General features: G+C 65.4%; 14 protein-coding genes. 5 read left to right on the top strand and 9 right to left on the bottom strand.

The genetic code is table 11. From position 1 onward, the window contains the following. Positions 1–16: 16 nt before the first annotated feature. The 5 genes from R3P93_RS12405 to R3P93_RS12385 all read right to left on the bottom strand — a co-directional run bounded on the left by R3P93_RS12405 (position 17) and on the right by R3P93_RS12385 (position 6,001). Positions 17–1,009 (bottom strand): VWA domain-containing protein, encoded by a 993-nt coding sequence (locus R3P93_RS12405; RefSeq protein ID WP_068050495.1) that lies wholly within the window; start codon positions 1,007–1,009, stop codon positions 17–19. Then, positions 1,006–2,001, bottom strand: a complete 996-nt coding sequence (locus tag R3P93_RS12400; protein ID WP_262498333.1) for a DUF58 domain-containing protein — start codon at positions 1,999–2,001, stop codon at positions 1,006–1,008. The genes R3P93_RS12405 and R3P93_RS12400 overlap by 4 nt, the downstream gene beginning before the upstream one ends. Continuing rightward, positions 1,998–3,368 carry an AAA family ATPase gene (locus tag R3P93_RS12395; RefSeq protein ID WP_262498334.1) on the bottom strand — a complete coding sequence of 457 codons (1,371 nt, stop codon included), beginning with the start codon at positions 3,366–3,368 and terminating at the stop codon, positions 1,998–2,000. The genes R3P93_RS12400 and R3P93_RS12395 overlap by 4 nt, the downstream gene beginning before the upstream one ends. 121 nt (positions 3,369–3,489) lie before the next feature. Next, positions 3,490–5,019 carry an NlpC/P60 family protein gene (locus tag R3P93_RS12390; RefSeq protein ID WP_149405816.1) on the bottom strand — a complete coding sequence of 510 codons (1,530 nt, stop codon included), beginning with the start codon at positions 5,017–5,019 and terminating at the stop codon, positions 3,490–3,492. A gap of 439 nt (positions 5,020–5,458) precedes the next feature. Then, the gene (locus R3P93_RS12385) at positions 5,459–6,001 is read right to left on the bottom strand and encodes an Rv1476 family membrane protein (protein ID WP_149405817.1); all 543 of its coding nucleotides are present in this window, start codon (positions 5,999–6,001) and stop codon (positions 5,459–5,461) included. 348 nt (positions 6,002–6,349) lie between these two features. Between R3P93_RS12385 and R3P93_RS12380 the strand changes: the two genes are divergently transcribed. Both R3P93_RS12380 and R3P93_RS12375 read left to right on the top strand, forming a co-directional pair. Beyond that, positions 6,350–9,160, top strand: a complete 2,811-nt coding sequence (locus R3P93_RS12380; protein WP_149405818.1) for an aconitate hydratase — start codon at positions 6,350–6,352, stop codon at positions 9,158–9,160. Positions 9,161–9,273: 113 nt separating this feature from the next. Further along, the gene (locus tag R3P93_RS12375) at positions 9,274–9,849 is read left to right on the top strand and encodes a TetR/AcrR family transcriptional regulator (protein ID WP_068282405.1); all 576 of its coding nucleotides are present in this window, start codon (positions 9,274–9,276) and stop codon (positions 9,847–9,849) included. Positions 9,850–9,863: 14 nt separating this feature from the next. Here R3P93_RS12375 and R3P93_RS12370 read toward each other — a convergent pair whose 3' ends face one another. Beyond that, complete coding sequence (locus R3P93_RS12370) at positions 9,864–11,495, bottom strand: ABC-F family ATP-binding cassette domain-containing protein (protein WP_068050503.1); 1,632 nt, start codon at positions 11,493–11,495, stop codon at positions 9,864–9,866. 155 nt (positions 11,496–11,650) lie between these two features. On the opposite strand from R3P93_RS12370, the gene R3P93_RS12365 reads away from it, so the two are divergent. The 3 genes from R3P93_RS12365 to ku are packed head-to-tail and all read left to right on the top strand — an operon-like array spanning position 11,651 to position 14,571. After that, a complete protein-coding gene (locus R3P93_RS12365; protein ID WP_068050504.1) occupies positions 11,651–12,439 on the top strand; it encodes an SDR family oxidoreductase in 789 nt (262 codons plus the stop codon). After that, complete coding sequence (locus tag R3P93_RS12360; RefSeq protein WP_149405819.1) at positions 12,436–13,581, top strand: lycopene cyclase family protein; 1,146 nt, start codon at positions 12,436–12,438, stop codon at positions 13,579–13,581. The genes R3P93_RS12365 and R3P93_RS12360 overlap by 4 nt, the downstream gene beginning before the upstream one ends. A gap of 51 nt (positions 13,582–13,632) precedes the next feature. Then, positions 13,633–14,571 carry a non-homologous end joining protein Ku gene (gene ku, locus R3P93_RS12355; RefSeq protein ID WP_149405820.1) on the top strand — a complete coding sequence of 313 codons (939 nt, stop codon included), beginning with the start codon at positions 13,633–13,635 and terminating at the stop codon, positions 14,569–14,571. 21 nt (positions 14,572–14,592) lie between these two features. Here ku and R3P93_RS12350 read toward each other — a convergent pair whose 3' ends face one another. The 3 genes from R3P93_RS12350 to R3P93_RS12340 are packed head-to-tail and all read right to left on the bottom strand — an operon-like array spanning position 14,593 to position 16,775. Then, complete coding sequence (locus R3P93_RS12350; protein WP_068050507.1) at positions 14,593–14,979, bottom strand: metal-sulfur cluster assembly factor; 387 nt, start codon at positions 14,977–14,979, stop codon at positions 14,593–14,595. Then, complete coding sequence (sufU, locus tag R3P93_RS12345) at positions 14,976–15,473, bottom strand: Fe-S cluster assembly sulfur transfer protein SufU (RefSeq protein WP_094641859.1); 498 nt, start codon at positions 15,471–15,473, stop codon at positions 14,976–14,978. Before sufU ends, R3P93_RS12350 begins: the two co-directional genes overlap by 4 nt. After that, complete coding sequence (locus R3P93_RS12340) at positions 15,474–16,775, bottom strand: cysteine desulfurase (protein ID WP_149405821.1); 1,302 nt, start codon at positions 16,773–16,775, stop codon at positions 15,474–15,476. Positions 16,776–16,777 lie beyond the last annotated feature (2 nt).

The following is a 16,777-nucleotide window of genomic DNA, read 5'->3' as shown; positions in this document are numbered from 1 at the left end:
TGAGTAAGAACAACGATCACGGGAGACGTTGCCGCATCACCAATGCCGAACCGAGGCCAGCCGATATGCACAGGACGCCGAGTATCAGCCACGGACGCGACGCGTCTCCGCGGGTGATCTCGAACCCGATCTGTTCCTCGAGGGTGTCGTAGACGTCTCTGAGATCCTCGAGCGACGACGCGGAGAAGAAGCTGCCGCCGGACAGATTCGCGATCTCCCGCAATGACGGATCGTCGACCGGTACGGGTACACGTTCGACGCCGTTCTCGTCCTCGATCTCGACGGAGCCGTAGCTCGTGCCGAACGAGATGGTCGAGATGGGCACGTTCTTGTCCTTGGCGGCACGCGCCGCGGTGTACCCGCCGCGGGGGTCGTCGAGGTTCTGCGGAACGGTCTGCTTACCGTCCGAGAGCAGCACGATGCGCGCAGGCGGCGCCGCGTCGCCGCCGCCGAGTATCGCGCCGAGAGTGTCGATCGACTGGAGCGAGGTGAAGATCGACTCGCCGGTGGCCGTTCGTTCGCTGAGTTGCAACCTGTCGATGGCGGATTTGGTGGCCTCGCGGTTGGCCGTGGGCGAGACCAGGACGGACGCCGTTCCGGCGAACGCGACCAACCCGAGATTGATGCCGGGCGTCAGACCGTCGGCGAAGGATTTGGCTGCTTCCTGCGCGGCTGCCAACCGAGTCGGCTCCACGTCGGTGGCCTCCATCGACAGCGACACGTCGATGACGAGCATGACGGTCGCTCGGTTCCGTGGCACCCGCTGGTCCGCCGTGGGACCGGCCAACGCGACGGTCAGGAACATCAGGCCGACCAGAACCAGTGCCGTCGGCAGGTGTCGCAGTCGATTGGGCCGATCCGGCGCAACGGACTCGAGCAGTTCCATGTTGGAGAACCGCAGCACGTGCTTCTGCTTGCGCCGCTGGATCACGACGTAGCCGACCGTCAGTGCGATAACGACGAGGAGAAAGCCCAGCCACCACGGCGAGGCGAAATCGGTCAGGCTCATCGCGGTGCCCGCGCAGTGTTGGTGAACCCGGACCCGATGGTGTGCCTGCGTGCGGTCACGAACCGAACGACGTCTGCGATCCAGTCACCGTCGGTGCGGAGCGTCAATCGGGGTGCACCGCACCGACGTAGCGCCTTCTCGACATCGTCGCGGTGTGCTGCAGCTGCGCGCGCGAAATCTGCACGCAGCCGAGGCGTGGTACTGAATTCGCGAGTGCGGCCGGATTCCGGATCGTGGAGAACCACGTCACCGACGTCGGGCAGTTCCAGATCACGTGGGTCGAGTACCTCGACGGCCAGCACGTCGTGTCGAGCGGAGATGGCCCGAAGCGAGCGCTCCCAATCGATCGGCCCGAGGAAGTCACTGATAACCACAGCCATACCGCGGCGGCGTTCGGGCCGTCGCAGCGCCTCGATGGCAGCGCGCAGGTCACCGCGCACACCGTCGGCCGCAGCCGGCGTCGTGGCAATGGCACGGAGCATCGACTGAGTGTGCACGCGGCCGCCGCGTGCCGGAATGCGGTTGGTCTCGGAACCGGTGGCCACCACCGCGCCGATTCGATTACCGCCGCCGCCGGAAAGATGAGTGATGGCGGCCGAGGCCGCGACCGCGAGATCGCGCTTCTCGCACCCGGTGGTGCCGAAGTCGAGGCTGGCCGACAAGTCGACGACGAGCCAGGTCTCCAGCTCGCGGTCGGCCACGGACTGCCGCACGTGCGGATGCGTCGTACGCGCGGTGACCGACCAGTCCATTTGGCGGACGTCGTCGCCCGGCTGGTATTCCCTGGCGTCGCCCGGTTCCGAACCGGGACCGGGAATCAGCCCGAGATGATCGCCGTGCAGCACCCCGTCCAATCGGCGGCGGACGGTCAGCTCCAAGGTCCGCAGCGCGGCAGCCAGTTTCGGATCGCGCAGTTCACCCGATCGGAAGGACGGCGGCCGAGAGACGACGGTACGGGATGCGGTCACGGGAGCGGTGTCGGATCCGCTCACTGCCCCGGCGTACCGATCGCCGATCCGTCACCCGACGGCTTCTGCAACGACGGTGCCGACTGACCGTACTGACCGCCCTGTGGCTGCTGAGATCCCGGCTGCTGCTGGGGTCCCGGCTGCTGCTGGGGTCCGGGCTGCTGCGACTGAGGCATCTGGCCCTGCGCGGGAAACTGCCCCGGAGCGGGAAACTGGCCAGGATGCTGACCCTGGCTCGGGTAGGGACCCTGTGGCTGACGTCCGTCGAAGTGTGGGCCGTCCGGACCGGCTCCGTTGCCCTGCGGCACCGGTACCGCCTGCGGTGACACCTGCGGCAACCCGACGGTCTGCAGCACCCGGGAGATGACCGTCTCCGGGGTCACCTCGTCGGCCAGAGCGTCGTAGGACAGCACGAGACGGTGCCGGAGCACGTCGGGGATGACCTCGAGAACGTCCTGGGGAACGACGTAGTCGCGACCACGGAGCAGAGCCAGTGCGCGAGAGGCGGCGATGATGCCGAGCGTCGCACGCGGCGATGCACCGTAGGCGATCCAGCTGGCCACGTCGTCCATGCCGAACTGCTCGGGAGTTCGAGTAGCAGAGATGACCCGCACCACGTAGTCGACGAGCGCATGGTGCACGAACACCGAGCTGGCCAGATTCTGCAGGCGAACCAACTCGACCGGGTCCAGGATCTGCTTGGGCTCGGGGGCTTTGATTCCCATGCGGTAGACGATCTCGCGCTCTTCCTCGACCGTCGGGTAGTCGACCACGATCTTGAACAGGAATCGGTCTCGCTGCGCTTCGGGAAGGGGGTAGACACCCTCGTTCTCGATGGGGTTCTGCGTTGCCATCACCAGGAACGGATCCGGCATCGGGAACGTCTTGCCGCCGATGGTCACGTGTCGTTCTGCCATGACCTCGAGCAGAGCGGACTGAACCTTGGCCGGTGCACGGTTGATCTCGTCGGCCAGCACGAAGTTGGCCACGACGGGTCCGAGTTCGGTGTCGAACTCCTCACGACCCTGACGGTAGATGCGAGTGCCGACGAGGTCGGTGGGAACAAGGTCGGGCGTGAACTGAACTCGCGAGAACGAGCCACCGACCACACGTGCGAACGTCTCGACGGCAAGGGTCTTCGCGACGCCGGGAACACCCTCGAGCAACACGTGTCCGCGGGCGAGCAACCCCACCAGAATGCGCTCTACCAGCCGATCCTGACCGACGATCACGCGCTTGACCTCGTACACGGCTTTCTCGAGAAGCTGGACGTCCTCGGCCAAGGCCGGACTGTCCACCCGCTTCGGCTCCACACCCGGTGGATTCGACGTCTCGGACTCGACTCGCGTCGACCCCTCGTCGTTCGAAATCCGGCCGTCACGTGATGTCACCAAGAATTCACCGCTTTCAGTCGATCGTCGTCGGGCACGTTTCATACCGCCGCAATCAACTATTCCAGGTGTTCGGCACGCGCGCCGAAAGGCACCCCCGACGCGCGCGCCGGATCCGCGCTCAGGACACCATGCGCACGGCGTACGGCGTCATTCCGCTGTATCGCACGTCGGACACCTTGACCACCGAACCCGACTGCGGAGCTTCGAGCATCTTGCCGTCGCCGAGGTAGAGCGCGACGTGTTGGCTGGCGTTGGGTCCGTAGAAGATCATGTCGCCCCGCTTCATCTCCGAGGACGGCACCTGCTTACCCGCTGTGTACTGGTAACCGGTGTAGTGCGGCAGCGAGATCCCCAGGCCCGCGAAGGCGTAGATCATCAGCCCCGAGCAATCGAAGCCGACCTTGTTGTAGTCGCCGTAGCTGTCCGCGACTCCGCCGTCCCTGATGCCTTTGGTCGGTCCGTTCTCGTCGCCGCCACCCCACGAGTACGGCACGCCGAGTTGACTCATGCCGCGGTCGATCGCCAATTCGACGGCTGCGCTTCCGGTCACCGACGGGGTCGTGGACGTCTTCGGTTTGGCGGGCGTCTTCGGCGTGGTGGGAGTGCTCGGCGTGGTCGGGGTGGTCGCGGTGGAACTGTCCGAGTCGGTCGATGCGCTCGAATCCTCGTCCACGTCCACGTGTGAACGCTGGCCCTCGGCGATGGCCGCCGCGCGTTGCTGCGCCGCCAGGTTGGCCGATACTCGCGCCGCTGCCTGCACGGCAGCTTCCTTCGCTGCGGCCGTGGCGGCGGCGATGGCCGCGTCCTCGGCCGCCTTCTGCGCCTCCCAGGTGCCGTACGCCGCACGCTGATCCTGCAGACCGGCGACGTTGCTGCGGGCGGCGTCGAGTTCGGACTGCGCCGAGTCGCGCTGTGATTCGATCGTGGCCTTACGATCGGCCTCTGCCTGCAGCGCTGCCTGCGCCTCGGCGATGGCCTGTTCGGCCTCTGCTTTCTTGGCCTCGGCTTCCGAGGCGGCCGCGTCGGCCTGCTGCTTGGATTCACGCGCCGCCGAATCGCGGTTCGCCTGCTCGGTACGGGCCCGTTGCAAGCCGTCGAGTACCGCGTTCTGGCTGTTGGAGAGCACCTTGAGGACCTGGGCGCGGTCCAGGACATCGTCGGGTCCGCTGGATCCGAGGAACGATGCCATCGAGGCAACCCCGGAGCCCTGGGTGTAGCTGGATTTGGCGAACTCGTCGAACTTCTTCTGGGCTGCCTGGATCTGGGTGCCCGCATCGGCAAGAGCCTGCTGCGCGGCACCGACGACGGCCGCAGCGACATCGGCCGCGTCACGCGCATTCTGCAGATCGACGAGGGCCTTGTTGACGCCTTCCCGCTTCGACGCCACCTCGTCGTCGAGTTGGGCGAGTTGCTGGTTGGCCGACGCGATCGCGTCGATCAGCTGACCCACCTGGCCGAGGCTCGAATCGACGGCGCTGCCTGCGGCGGCGAGATCGGTGTCCGAGGGGTTGGGCGGTGGCGGAGGTACCGCGGCGGCAACCCCGGGAAGGGTCGCCGTCAACGCGAGAACGAGGCCTACGCCCACCAGCACGAATCGGGTACGGACGAGTGCACGGCGGTGAGTTCCGCGGACTTGACGTCGGCTCACAAATGTCTCCCTCGGGTCCGGCACTCACTCGGGTTCGCGTCGAACCGTCGTGCCGTCGAGGTGCTCTCCGTCCTCCACCCCGATCGCAGGTGACGGTGAGCGTTCTCGCCGGGCAGGAAAGAAACACGCAGCGATACGACAGGTGCGAACCACGTCAGTCACACCCGAAGCAGTGGCCTCCCGAGTTCCCCACGGATGACAACCGCCTTCTGCGACACTCCTTCCCCAGCAGTGCCAATGGCACCGTACGACACTTCGCACCCTAAGGAAACTCCAGTCACAAATGACACATTGGTAATTCCACCAGGCACAACGCCGTGAACTCGGGGTTTACCGGAAACAATTTTTCCGACTTTTTCGGACGACCTCACGGTCATGATCGCGACCGGGTCCGACAGTGCGGGTGTCGGTCACTCGAACGACACGCGCAGGAGAGCGCTCAGTCGCTGACGGACTCGCTGTGAGCGTGATCCTTCGACTCCGAACGAGAGCGGTATCTGCGGACCTTGACGGCAGCGGTCAGGGTCGCAACCGCGGCGACAACGATGACCAGGCCGCCGGTGAGCAGGCCCCACGGCGTCTGGTCCTCGACGAGGGTGTCGACGAAGTTGTCCGCGGCGACGACGTGGTTGCCGGTGTAGGTACGGTCCTGGCCTGCTTCGAGGGTCACCCGACTGATCGAGTCGCTGAACGTGCCCACCTGACCGGGACTGAGCACGAGAACCGTGCCACCCTCACGCGCTCCGACAGCGGTGGCGAGGTCGCGAAGTTGCGAGTCGTGACGAGGTTCGGTCGGCACGATCACGATGCTCAGGTCGATGCCGTGGTCCTCGGCGCGCGCAACGGCCGCAGACAACCCTGCTTCTTCGTCGGCGGGGGCACTGACACCGGACTCGCGGACCGTGGCGACGATGCTGTCGACGTCCAGACCTGCCGGTATGTCGGTGGCAAGTGGGGAAACGGCGTGAATCGGCTCAGGCATCTCTCGTCCAGTCGGTAGGAACCAGTCGGATCGAACCCTACGTCACCGCCGCGCCCGTACCTGGTAGGCCCGCAGGTCCGACGCAACTACTGAGGTCGCCCTTCATTGCGCAGCCGGGAGCACTACGTGAGGATCGTCCTGTGGATCGGTCTCGCGACACCCACCGAGGACCGGACCGCAGGTTTTCACAGGACAAGCGTACTGTTAGACTTCCATCGAGACACCGACTGTGCGTCCGCCTCGAACTCTCGTTACCGAGATTCGAGGCCGAGGCCCGCAGCCGGAGCCTCGCTTCAACCGTCGACACAGCCCCGTCGGCGGTGTGCCTCATAGACGAGTGGAGCTGAAGTGACCGCAAGTAAAGATTCATTCGGTGCAAAGGGCACCCTCGAAGTCGGCGAGAACTCGTACGAGATCTTCCGACTGTCGGCTTTGCCCGGTGCCGAGAAGTTGCCCTACGCACTGAAGGTCCTCGCGGAGAACCTCCTTCGCACCGAGGACGGTGCGAACATCACCGCCGACCACATTCGTTCGATTGCCTCGTGGGATCCGTCCGCAGAGCCGAGCTTCGAAATCCAGTTCACCCCTGCACGCGTCATCATGCAGGACTTCACCGGTGTTCCGTGCATCGTCGACCTCGCCACCATGCGTGAAGCCGTCACCACTCTGGGCGGCGACCCCAACAAGGTCAACCCCCTCTCCCCCGCCGACATGGTCATCGACCACTCGGTCATCCTCGACGTCTTCGGCCGCGCCGATGCTCTCGAGCGCAACGTCGACCTCGAGTACGAGCGCAACGGTGAGCGCTACCAGTTCCTGCGTTGGGGACAGGGCGCATTCGACGACTTCAAGGTCGTCCCCCCGGGCATGGGCATCGTGCACCAGGTCAACATCGAGTACCTCGCACCGACGATCATGACCCGCAAGGGCCAGGCCTACCCCGACACCTGCGTCGGCACCGACTCGCACACCACGATGGTCAACGGCCTCGGCGTGTTGGGCTGGGGCGTCGGCGGCATCGAAGCAGAGGCGGCCATGCTCGGTCAGCCCGTCTCGATGCTCATCCCCCGCGTCGTCGGCTTCAAGCTCTCCGGTGAGATCCAGCCCGGCGTCACCGCGACCGACGTGGTGCTGACCGCAACCGAGATGCTGCGCAAGCACGGCGTCGTCGGCAAGTTCGTGGAGTTCTACGGCGAAGGCGTGGCCGAGGTTCCGCTGGCGAACCGCGCCACCCTGGGCAACATGAGCCCCGAGTTCGGTTCCACCGCAGCGATCTTCCCGATCGACGAGGAAACCATCAACTACCTGCGCCTGACCGGCCGCAGCGACGAGCAGCTCGCTCTCGTCGAGGCGTACGCCAAGGAACAGGGCATGTGGCACGACCCGAAGAACGAGGCCGTGTACTCCGAGTACATCGAACTCGACCTCAACACGGTCGTTCCGTCCATCGCAGGCCCGAAGCGCCCGCAGGACCGAATCCTGTTGTCCGAGTCCAAGGTTGCGTTCCGCAAGGACATCCACAACTACGTCGAGGAGAACCACCCCAAGCACGAGGGTGACAGCAAGCTCGACGAGGCCCTCGACGAATCCTTCCCGGCCAGCGACTCCGCTTCGCTGAGCTTCGCCGAAGAGGATTCCGTCGACGTTCGTTCTGCCGCATACGGTTCCGAAGGGCGCCCGAGCAAGCCGGTCCGCGTCACCACCGACGAGGCAGGCGAATTCGTGCTCGATCACGGTGCCGTCGTGGTCGCGGGCATCACCTCCTGCACCAACACCTCGAACCCGTCGGTCATGCTCGGTGCCGCACTGCTCGCCCGCAACGCCGTCGAGAAGGGCCTGTCCACCAAGCCCTGGGTCAAGACCAACATGGCACCCGGCTCGCAGGTCGTCACCGACTACTACGAGAAGGCCGGCCTCTGGCCGTACCTCGAGAAGCTCGGCTACTACCTGGGCGGTTACGGCTGCACCACGTGCATCGGCAACACCGGTCCCTTGCTCGAGCCGATCTCGAAGGCGATCAACGACAACGACCTCTCGGTCACCGCTGTGCTGTCGGGTAACCGCAACTTCGAGGGCCGCATCTCCCCCGACGTCAAGATGAACTACCTGGCCTCACCGCCGCTGGTCATCGCGTACGGCCTCGCGGGCACGATGGACTTCGACTTCGAGACCGACGCCCTCGGTGAGGATCACGATGGCAACCCGGTGTTCCTGAAGGACATCTGGCCGTCCACGCAGGAGATCGAAGAGACCATCCAGTCCTCGATCAGCCGGGACATGTTCACCAAGTCCTACGACACCATCTTCGCCGGCGACAGCCGTTGGCAGAACCTGTCGACCCCCGAGGGCGACACGTTCGAGTGGGATCCCAACTCCACGTACGTACGCAAGCCTCCGTACTTCGACGGCATGACGATGGATCCGGCTCCGGTCGAGGACATCAAGGGTGCACGCGTGCTGGCCCTGCTCGGCGATTCGGTCACCACCGACCACATCAGCCCGGCAGGCCCCATCAAGGCAGGCACGCCTGCTGCGCAGTACCTCGATTCGCACGGTGTCGAGCGCAAGGACTACAACTCGCTCGGTTCGCGTCGCGGAAACCACGAGGTCATGATTCGCGGAACGTTCGCGAACATTCGCCTGAAGAACCAGCTCCTCGACGACGTCTCGGGCGGTTACACCCGTGACTTCACGCAGGACGGTGGACCGCAGTCCTTCATCTACGACGCGTCGCAGAACTACCAGAAGGCCGGCATCCCGCTGGTCGTGCTGGGCGGCAAGGAGTACGGCAGCGGCTCCTCGCGCGACTGGGCGGCCAAGGGCACCTCGCTCCTCGGAGTCAAGGCCGTCATCACCGAGTCGTTCGAGCGCATCCACCGCTCCAACCTCATCGGCATGGGCGTCGTTCCCCTGCAGTTCCCGGCCGGTGAGAGCGCAGCGTCGCTCAAGCTGGACGGCACCGAGACGTTCGACATCGTCGGCGTCGCGAAGCTGAACGAAGGCACCACCCCGAAGACGATGACCGTCATCGCCACCAAGGAAGACGGCACGAAGGTCGAATTCGAGGCCGTGGTTCGCATCGACACCCCGGGTGAAGCGGACTACTACCGCAACGGCGGCATCCTGCAGTACGTGCTGCGCAACATGATCAGAGGCTGAGTGCGCGTCGTCTGACGTATGCCTCGAACGGCGATGGGCCCGGAACCGACAACGTGTTTCCGGGCCCATCGCCGTATCGGTCGAGGCCCTCATCGAAAGTAGGAAACCCACACGTGCCCAAGGTCAGCGAAGACCACCTGGCCGCCCGTCGAAGCGAAATTCTCGACGGCGCGCGCAAGTGCTTCGGCGAGTTCGGTTACGAGGGCGCGACGGTACGGCGCCTCGAAGAGGCCACCGGCCTGTCGCGCGGAGCGATCTTCCACCACTTCAAGGACAAGGACGGTCTCTTCCTCGCGCTGGCGCAGGAAGATGCCCGACGCATGGCCGAGGTCGCGTCCACCCAGGGTCTGGTGCAGGTGATGCGAGACATGCTGGCGCAACCCGAACAATTCGAGTGGCTCGGAACGCGGCTCGAGATCACCCGACGACTACGCACGGACGCGGACTTCCGGAGCAGCTGGGCCGAACGGTCTGCAGAGCTGACCGACGCGACGCTGGGGCGACTAGAGCGTCAGAAGACCGCAGGAAGACTGCGCGACGACATACCCAACGACGTCCTCGCCGACTACCTGGATCTCGTGCTGGACGGCCTGGTGGCGCGCATCGCGTCGGGCCACGGTAGGTCCAACCTCTCGGCGATCCTGGACCTGGTCGAGGAGTCGGTTCGCAGGCAAGACCGATCGGAATGACCCTGGCGAGCGGGTCAGGCCAGCTGGATCAGTTCCAGGTACTCCTGCGACCAGTGGTCCTCGGTACCGTCGGGAAGCAGAATCACCCGCTCGGGTGAGAGCGCTTCGGCGGCACCGGGATCGTGGGTGACCAGTACGACGGCACCCTTGTAGCTGCGGAGCGCGTCGAGGACCTGCTCGCGTGAGATCGGGTCGAGGTTGTTGGTCGGTTCATCGAGCAGCAGCACGTTCGCCGCCGAGGACACCAATCCGGCGAGTGCCAGGCGGGTCTTCTCACCGCCCGACAGTGTCCCTGCAGGCTGGTCGAGCTGGGGACCGGTGAACATGAAGGCTCCCAGGAGCGACCGCAGTTCCTGCTCGCCGGTGTCCGGTGCGGCGTGCCGGATGTTCTCCCAGACCGACGCGTGGTCGTCGAGGGTGTCATGTTCCTGTGCGAAGTACCCGACGCGCATGCCGTGGCCCGGCTCGATCTCGCCGGTGTCGGCCTTCTCGGTTCCGGCCAGGATTCGGAGCAGCGTCGTCTTGCCCGCACCGTTGAGCCCGAGCACCACAACGCGGCTGCCTCGGTCGATCGCGAGATCGACGCCCGCGAAAATTTCCAGCGATCCGTACATCTTGGTCAGGTTCTTCGCCATCAGCGGCGTCTTGCCGCACGGTGCGGGCTCGGGGAAACGAATGTGGGCGACCTTGTCGGACACCCGTTCGGCGTCGAGGTTGGCGAGCAGCTTGTCCGCGCGTTTCGCCATGTTCTGTGCCGCAACGGCTTTCGTTGCCTTGGCCCCCATCTTGGCGGCCTGCACCCGTAGCGCGCCGGCTTTCTTCTCCGCGTTGGCGCGCTCACGGCGGCGGCGTTGCTCGTCCGTGGCGCGGGCGTCGAGGTACTTCTTCCAGTTCATGTTGTAGATGTCGGCTTCGCCGCGTACTGCGTCGAGGAACCACACCCGATTCACCACGTCTCCGAGCAGTTCGACATCGTGACTGATCACGATGAGTCCGCCCTCGTGGCTCTGCAGGAATCCGCGCAACCAGGTGATGGAGTCGGCGTCGAGGTGGTTGGTGGGCTCGTCGAGCAGCAATGTGGTGTTCGAGCGTCCGCCACTGCCGTCGGACGCGGCGAACAGAATTCGAGCCAGTTCGACGCGTCGGCGCTGACCACCGGAGAGGGTCCGCAGCGGCTGACCGAGGATGCGGTCGGCCAGACCGAGGCTGTTGCAGATTCGGGCCGCCTCGCTCTCGGCCTCGTAGCCGCCGAGGGATGCGAACCGCTCTTCGAGTTCGCCGTACTTGCGCACGGCCTTGTCGAGCAGCGCCTCGTCGGCCACCTCGGCCATCAGTGCCTGCTGCTTCTCCATGCTGTGCAGGAGGGTGTCCAGGCCCCGGGCCGAGAGCACTCGATCCTTGGCCAGCACGTCGAGGTCGCCTTCTTTGGGATCCTGCGGAAGGTAGCCGAGCTCTCCGGTACGCACGACCTCGCCCGCGTACGGCTCTCCCTCACCTGCCAGGATGCGCAGCGTGGTGGTCTTGCCTGCACCGTTGCGGCCCACCAACCCGATGCGGTCGCCTGCCTGTACGCGGAGCGCGGGCCCCTCGGTGGACAGAAGGGTCCGCACACCGGCACGAACTTCCAGGTCGGTGGCGGTGATCACGCGTGCGCTCCTAGCGATTGCCGAACAAGACCGTTGCCCGTCGACCGACGGGCGAACTCAGGTGTGCCGTCGAACGGCACAGCAAACCCCCATTTTAGCTCAGCATTCACGTGCCCTCACCCAGGAACGACGGTGACACCGGTAACGTCTGATCGATGACCGACGCCCCCGAAACCGTCAGCCCGTCCAGCGCGCCGATTCCCGACCTGGCCGGGCGCACCGCACTCGTCACCGGCGGCAGCCGAGGCATCGGCAAGGCCATCGCCGCGGAACTGCTCGCTCGCGGCGCGAACGTCGCCATCACCGCCCGCAAGCGCGAACCACTCGTTGCGGCGGCAGCAGAGCTCGGCGATTCCGTGCTCGCGATCGACGGCAACGCAGGCGACCCGGAGCACCGACGCACCGCGGTGGCGAGCACGGTGGAGACCTTCGGTTCGCTGGACATCCTGGTCAACAACACCGGTATCAATCCCGTCTACGGCTCGCTGATGGATGCCGACCTGGCGGGCGTGAGCAAGATCTTCGACACGAACGTGGTGGGGACTCTCGGCTTCGTCCAGCAGGCCTTCCATGCCTGGATGGGCGAGCACGGCGGCGCGGTCGTCAACATCGCGAGCGTGGCCGGCATCCGCTCGACCGGGGTGATCGCCGCGTACGGCGCATCCAAGGCCGCTCTGATCCGCCTCACCGAGGAGCTCGCCTGGCAGCTCGGTCCGAAAATTCGCGTCAATGCCGTGGCACCGGGCGTGGTGAAGACCAAATTCGCCGAGGCCCTCGTCGCCAACGGAGAAGACGCGGCAGCGGCCGGCTACCCGATGAAGCGTCTGGGAAACCCGGAGGACGTGGCTGCGTTGGTGGCCTTCCTGGTCTCGGACGCCTCCTCCTGGATCACCGGCGAGACCGTGCGCGTGGACGGTGGTTTGCTCGCCACCGGCGGAATGTGAACGATTTCTCGGCCGACGTCGCGGTCGTCGGACTCGGTCCAGCCGGGCGGGCGGTCGCCCATCGATGTGCCGAGGCCGGACTCGATGTGATCGCAGTCGATCCACACCCGTCGCGCACGTGGACACCGACGTACTCCGCCTGGGCCGACGAGTTGCCGTCGTGGTTGCCCGAGACCGCGGTCGCCTCGACTGCGCGCAAACCCGCGGTGTGGACCGATCACCAGCGGATCATCGACCGGACATACTGCGTGCTGGACACACCTGCACTGCAAGCGGCCTTGTCTGTCGACCGCGTGCGGGTGCTGGCCGCGACGGCTGTCGACGTCACCGGTTCCCGGGTGACGACCGCCGACGGCTCGATCGTCGATGCCCGTCACGTCGTCGACGCCCGTGGCACCCTCGACTCGCGCGACCTCGCCCAGCAGACCGCCTACGGGATCGTCGTCGAACGCGACCGCGCCGAACCGATCCTCGAAGGGGCCGACGCGTGGTTCATGGACTGGCGCACCGACAACGGGGCTCGGCACGGTGAAGCCCCGAGTTTTCTGTACGCCGTGGCACTCGACGACGATCGAATCCTGCTCGAAGAGACATGCTTGGTGGGCCGACCCCCGCTGGAACTCGCAGTTCTTCGATCGCGGCTGCACCACCGTCTGACCCATCGCAATCTGGAACCGACCGGCCACGAGGATGTCGAACGAGTCCGCTTCTCGGTCGAACCGCCGCCTCGGTCCCGACTGCACACCGGCCGAGGCGGCCCGGTGCTGTTCGGCTCTCGCTCGAATCTGATGCATCCCGCCACCGGGTACAGCGTCGCGGCGTCGCTGGCGGCGGCGGATCACCTCGTCGAGCGATTCCGAGGTGGCGGTCGGTCGCGCCCGATCCGCCCGGTGCACGTCTGGACGGTCCAGAAGCTTCGTAACCTCGGACTGCGCACGGCACTGGCTCTCGAACCCGAGATGGTCCCCCAGTTCTTCTCCAGCTTCTTCTCGCTCCCGGTCGAACTGCAACGCTCGTACCTGTCCGGCCACGACGACGCATTCGGGACGATGACCGCGATGCTGAAGATGTTTCCGACGCTTCCGGCGTCGGCCAGGCTCGCGATCGCGCGCACGATAGTGCGCACGCCGGGCCGCGGCTGAGTTTCTCGCCAACGGTCGACACGCGGGCGCCCGGTCGGCGATCATGGACAGATGCGCAGCATTTGGAAGGGCTCGATCGCCTTCGGACTGGTCAATGTTCCGGTGAAGGTCTACTCGGCCACCGAGCAGCACGACATTCGGTTCCATCAGGTGCATGCGAAGGACGGCGGTCGTATCAAGTACGACCGGATCTGTCAGGAATGCGGCAAGTCGGTACAGTTCGCAGATATCGACAAGGCCTACGACTCCCCCGACGGTGAACGCGTCATTCTCACGGACGAGGACTTCGACAAGCTGCCTGCGGCGGAGAAACACGAGATTCCGGTTCTGGAATTCGTGCCGACCGAGCAGATCGATCCGATACTGTACGACAAGAGCTACTTCCTCGAGCCGGACTCTGCCTCACCGAAGGCCTATGTGCTGCTGCGCGAGACTCTCGAAGAAACAGAGCGCACCGCGTTGGTGCATTTCACTCTGCGACAGAAGACCCGCCTGGCCGCACTGCGCGTGCGCGACGACGTCCTGGTGATCCAGACACTGCTGTGGCCGGACGAAGTCAGGGCCGCTGAATTTCCTTCGCTCGAGGACGCACCGTCCGCGCGCCCGCAGGAAGTGAAAATGGCGACGTCCCTGGTGGAAAGCATGTCCTCGGAATTCGATCCGACCGAGTACACGGACGATTATCAGACCGAACTGCGCAAGCTGATCGACGAGACGCTCGCCAACGGCGGTGAGAAGGTCATCCACACCGAAACGGAAAAAGACGACGACGGCGAGGACGCCGAGGTCGTCGATCTCGTGGCGGCCTTGCAGCGGAGCGTCGAGGCGGCCGGCAAGAACGCGAAGTCCGGGTCGGCCTCATCGGCTCCGGCGAAGAAGGCACCCGCCAAGAAGGCTGCTGCGAAGAAGGCTCCGGCCAAGAAGGCGGCTGCGAAGAAAGCCTCGGCCAAATCCGCCGACTCGAAAGCCGACGAAGCAAAGGGTGCGTGAAGGGGCCGATTCGGCCATGCGTCAGACGGTGAAGCCGAGGGCCCTGAGCTGCTCGCGACCGTCGTCGGTGATCTTGTCCGGGCCCCATGGCGGCATCCAGACCCAGTTGATCTTGAGATCGGCGGCCAGTCCGCTGCGCACGAGCGCGCCGCGCGCCTGATCCTCGATGACGTCCGTCAACGGGCATGCCGCCGAGGTGAGCGTCATGTCGACGGTGACGATGTCGTCGGCGTCGATCTTGATGTCGTACACCAGTCCCAGATCGACGACATTGATTCCGAGCTCCGGATCGACGACGTCGCGCATCGCTTCTTCGAGGTCCTCGAGCACTTTGATCTCGTCGGCAGTCAATTCCACCGGCGTGGTCTCGGCTGTCACTGCCTGCGTCGTCTCTGTTGCTTCGGTCATGATTGCTGTCCTCCGGAAAGTGCCGACCGGGCGGTCTCGCCCGTCGTGGCTGTCGAATCTGCGTCCACTACTTGAACAACCGCGTCCTTGAAAGCCATCCATCCCAGCAATGCGCACTTCACGCGAGCCGGATACTTGGCCACACCGGCGAACGCAATGCCATCGCCGATGACGTCCTCGTCACCCTCGACGGTACCTCTGCTGCCGACCATGTCGCTGAACGCGTCGACCGTCTTCAGCGCGTCGGCCACGCTCAGGCCGACGACCTGATCGGTGAGAACGGACGTCGCTGCCTGACTGATCGAGCAACCCTGGCCGTCGTACGAGACGTCTGCAACGGCGCCATCCTCGATCTGCACGCGCAGGGTGACCTCGTCGCCGCAGGTGGGGTTGACGTGATGTACCTCCGCGCCGAACGGCTCACGCAGTCCGCGGCCGTGCGGGTGCTTGTAGTGATCGAGGATCACTTCCTGATACATCTGTTCCATCCGCATCTAGAGCTGCCCTCCCCCGCCGTGGTCGTCGGAGCGAGCGGTTCCGAAGAATGTTTGCGCGCGGCGAATCGCCTGTGCGAGAACCTGCACTTCCTCGACCGTGTTGTACAGCGCGAACGAGGCACGCGCTGTCGCAGCCACACCGAACCGTCGGTGCAACGGCCACGCGCAGTGATGCCCGACGCGAATGGCGACGCCCTCGTCGTCCAGGATCTGTCCGAGGTCGTGGGCGTGAATGCCGTCGACCACGAACGACACTGCCGAACCGCGGTCGACGTTCTCGGTCGGGCCGATCACGCGAACACCGTCGATTTTCGCGAACTCGGCGAGAGTTGCTGCGACCAAAACCTTTTCGTGCGCGGCGATGACATCGATGCCGATGTTCTCCAGGTACCGCACGGCGGCACCGAGTCCGACGACCTGCGAGGTCATGGGAACCCCGGCCTCGAATCGTTGCGGAGGCGCGGCGAACGTCGTCTTCTCCATGGTGACGGTCTCGATCATCGAACCGCCGGTTATGAACGGAGGCATCGCCGAGAGAAGCGCCGCCTTGCCGTAGAGCACGCCCACTCCCGAGGGACCGAGCATCTTGTGACCCGAGAACGCGGCGTAGTCGACATCGAGCGCGTGAAAATCGACCTTCATGTGTGGCACCGATTGGCATGCGTCGAGGACCACGAGTGCACCGACCGCCCTGGCCCGACGCACCAACTCCTCGACCGGGGCCACCGCGCCGGTCACGTTGGATTGATGCGTGAAGGCGAGAACCTTGACGGCGGAAGACAATTCGAGCGAGTCGAGATCGATGCGCCCGTCGTCGGTCACGCCGTACCAGCGCAGCGTTGCACCGGTTCGAGCAGCAAGCTCTTGCCACGGAACGAGATTGGCGTGGTGCTCGAGTTCGGTGACGACGATCTCGTCGCCGGGACCGAGGTGACGATCGAATCGTTGATCGGCAAGCACGTACGTCACGAGGTTGAGCGACTCGGTCGCGTTCTTGGTGAACACGATCTCGTCGACATCCGCCCCGACGAACGACGCGATGGCCGCGCGCGCACCTTCGTAGGCGTCGGTGGCCTCTTCGGCCAGCTGATGCGCCCCGCGATGCACGGCGGCGTTGCACGTGGTCAGGAACTCACGCTCGGCGTCGAGTACCTGCACGGGCCGCTGCGAGGTGGCACCGGAATCGAGGTACACCAACGGCTTCCCGTCGCGGACGGTGCGCGAGAGGATGGGGAAATCGCGACGAACCGTGGCGACATCGAACGATGTCGCCACCGCCGCAGCTGCGGGTGCAGCCATAC

The organism is Rhodococcus cerastii (genome assembly GCF_033042195.1).
Classification (GTDB): Bacteria; Actinomycetota; Actinomycetes; order Mycobacteriales; family Mycobacteriaceae; genus Rhodococcoides.
The sequence above is the reverse complement of the archived record's forward strand: the minus strand, read 5'-3'. Positions and strand labels throughout refer to the sequence as shown.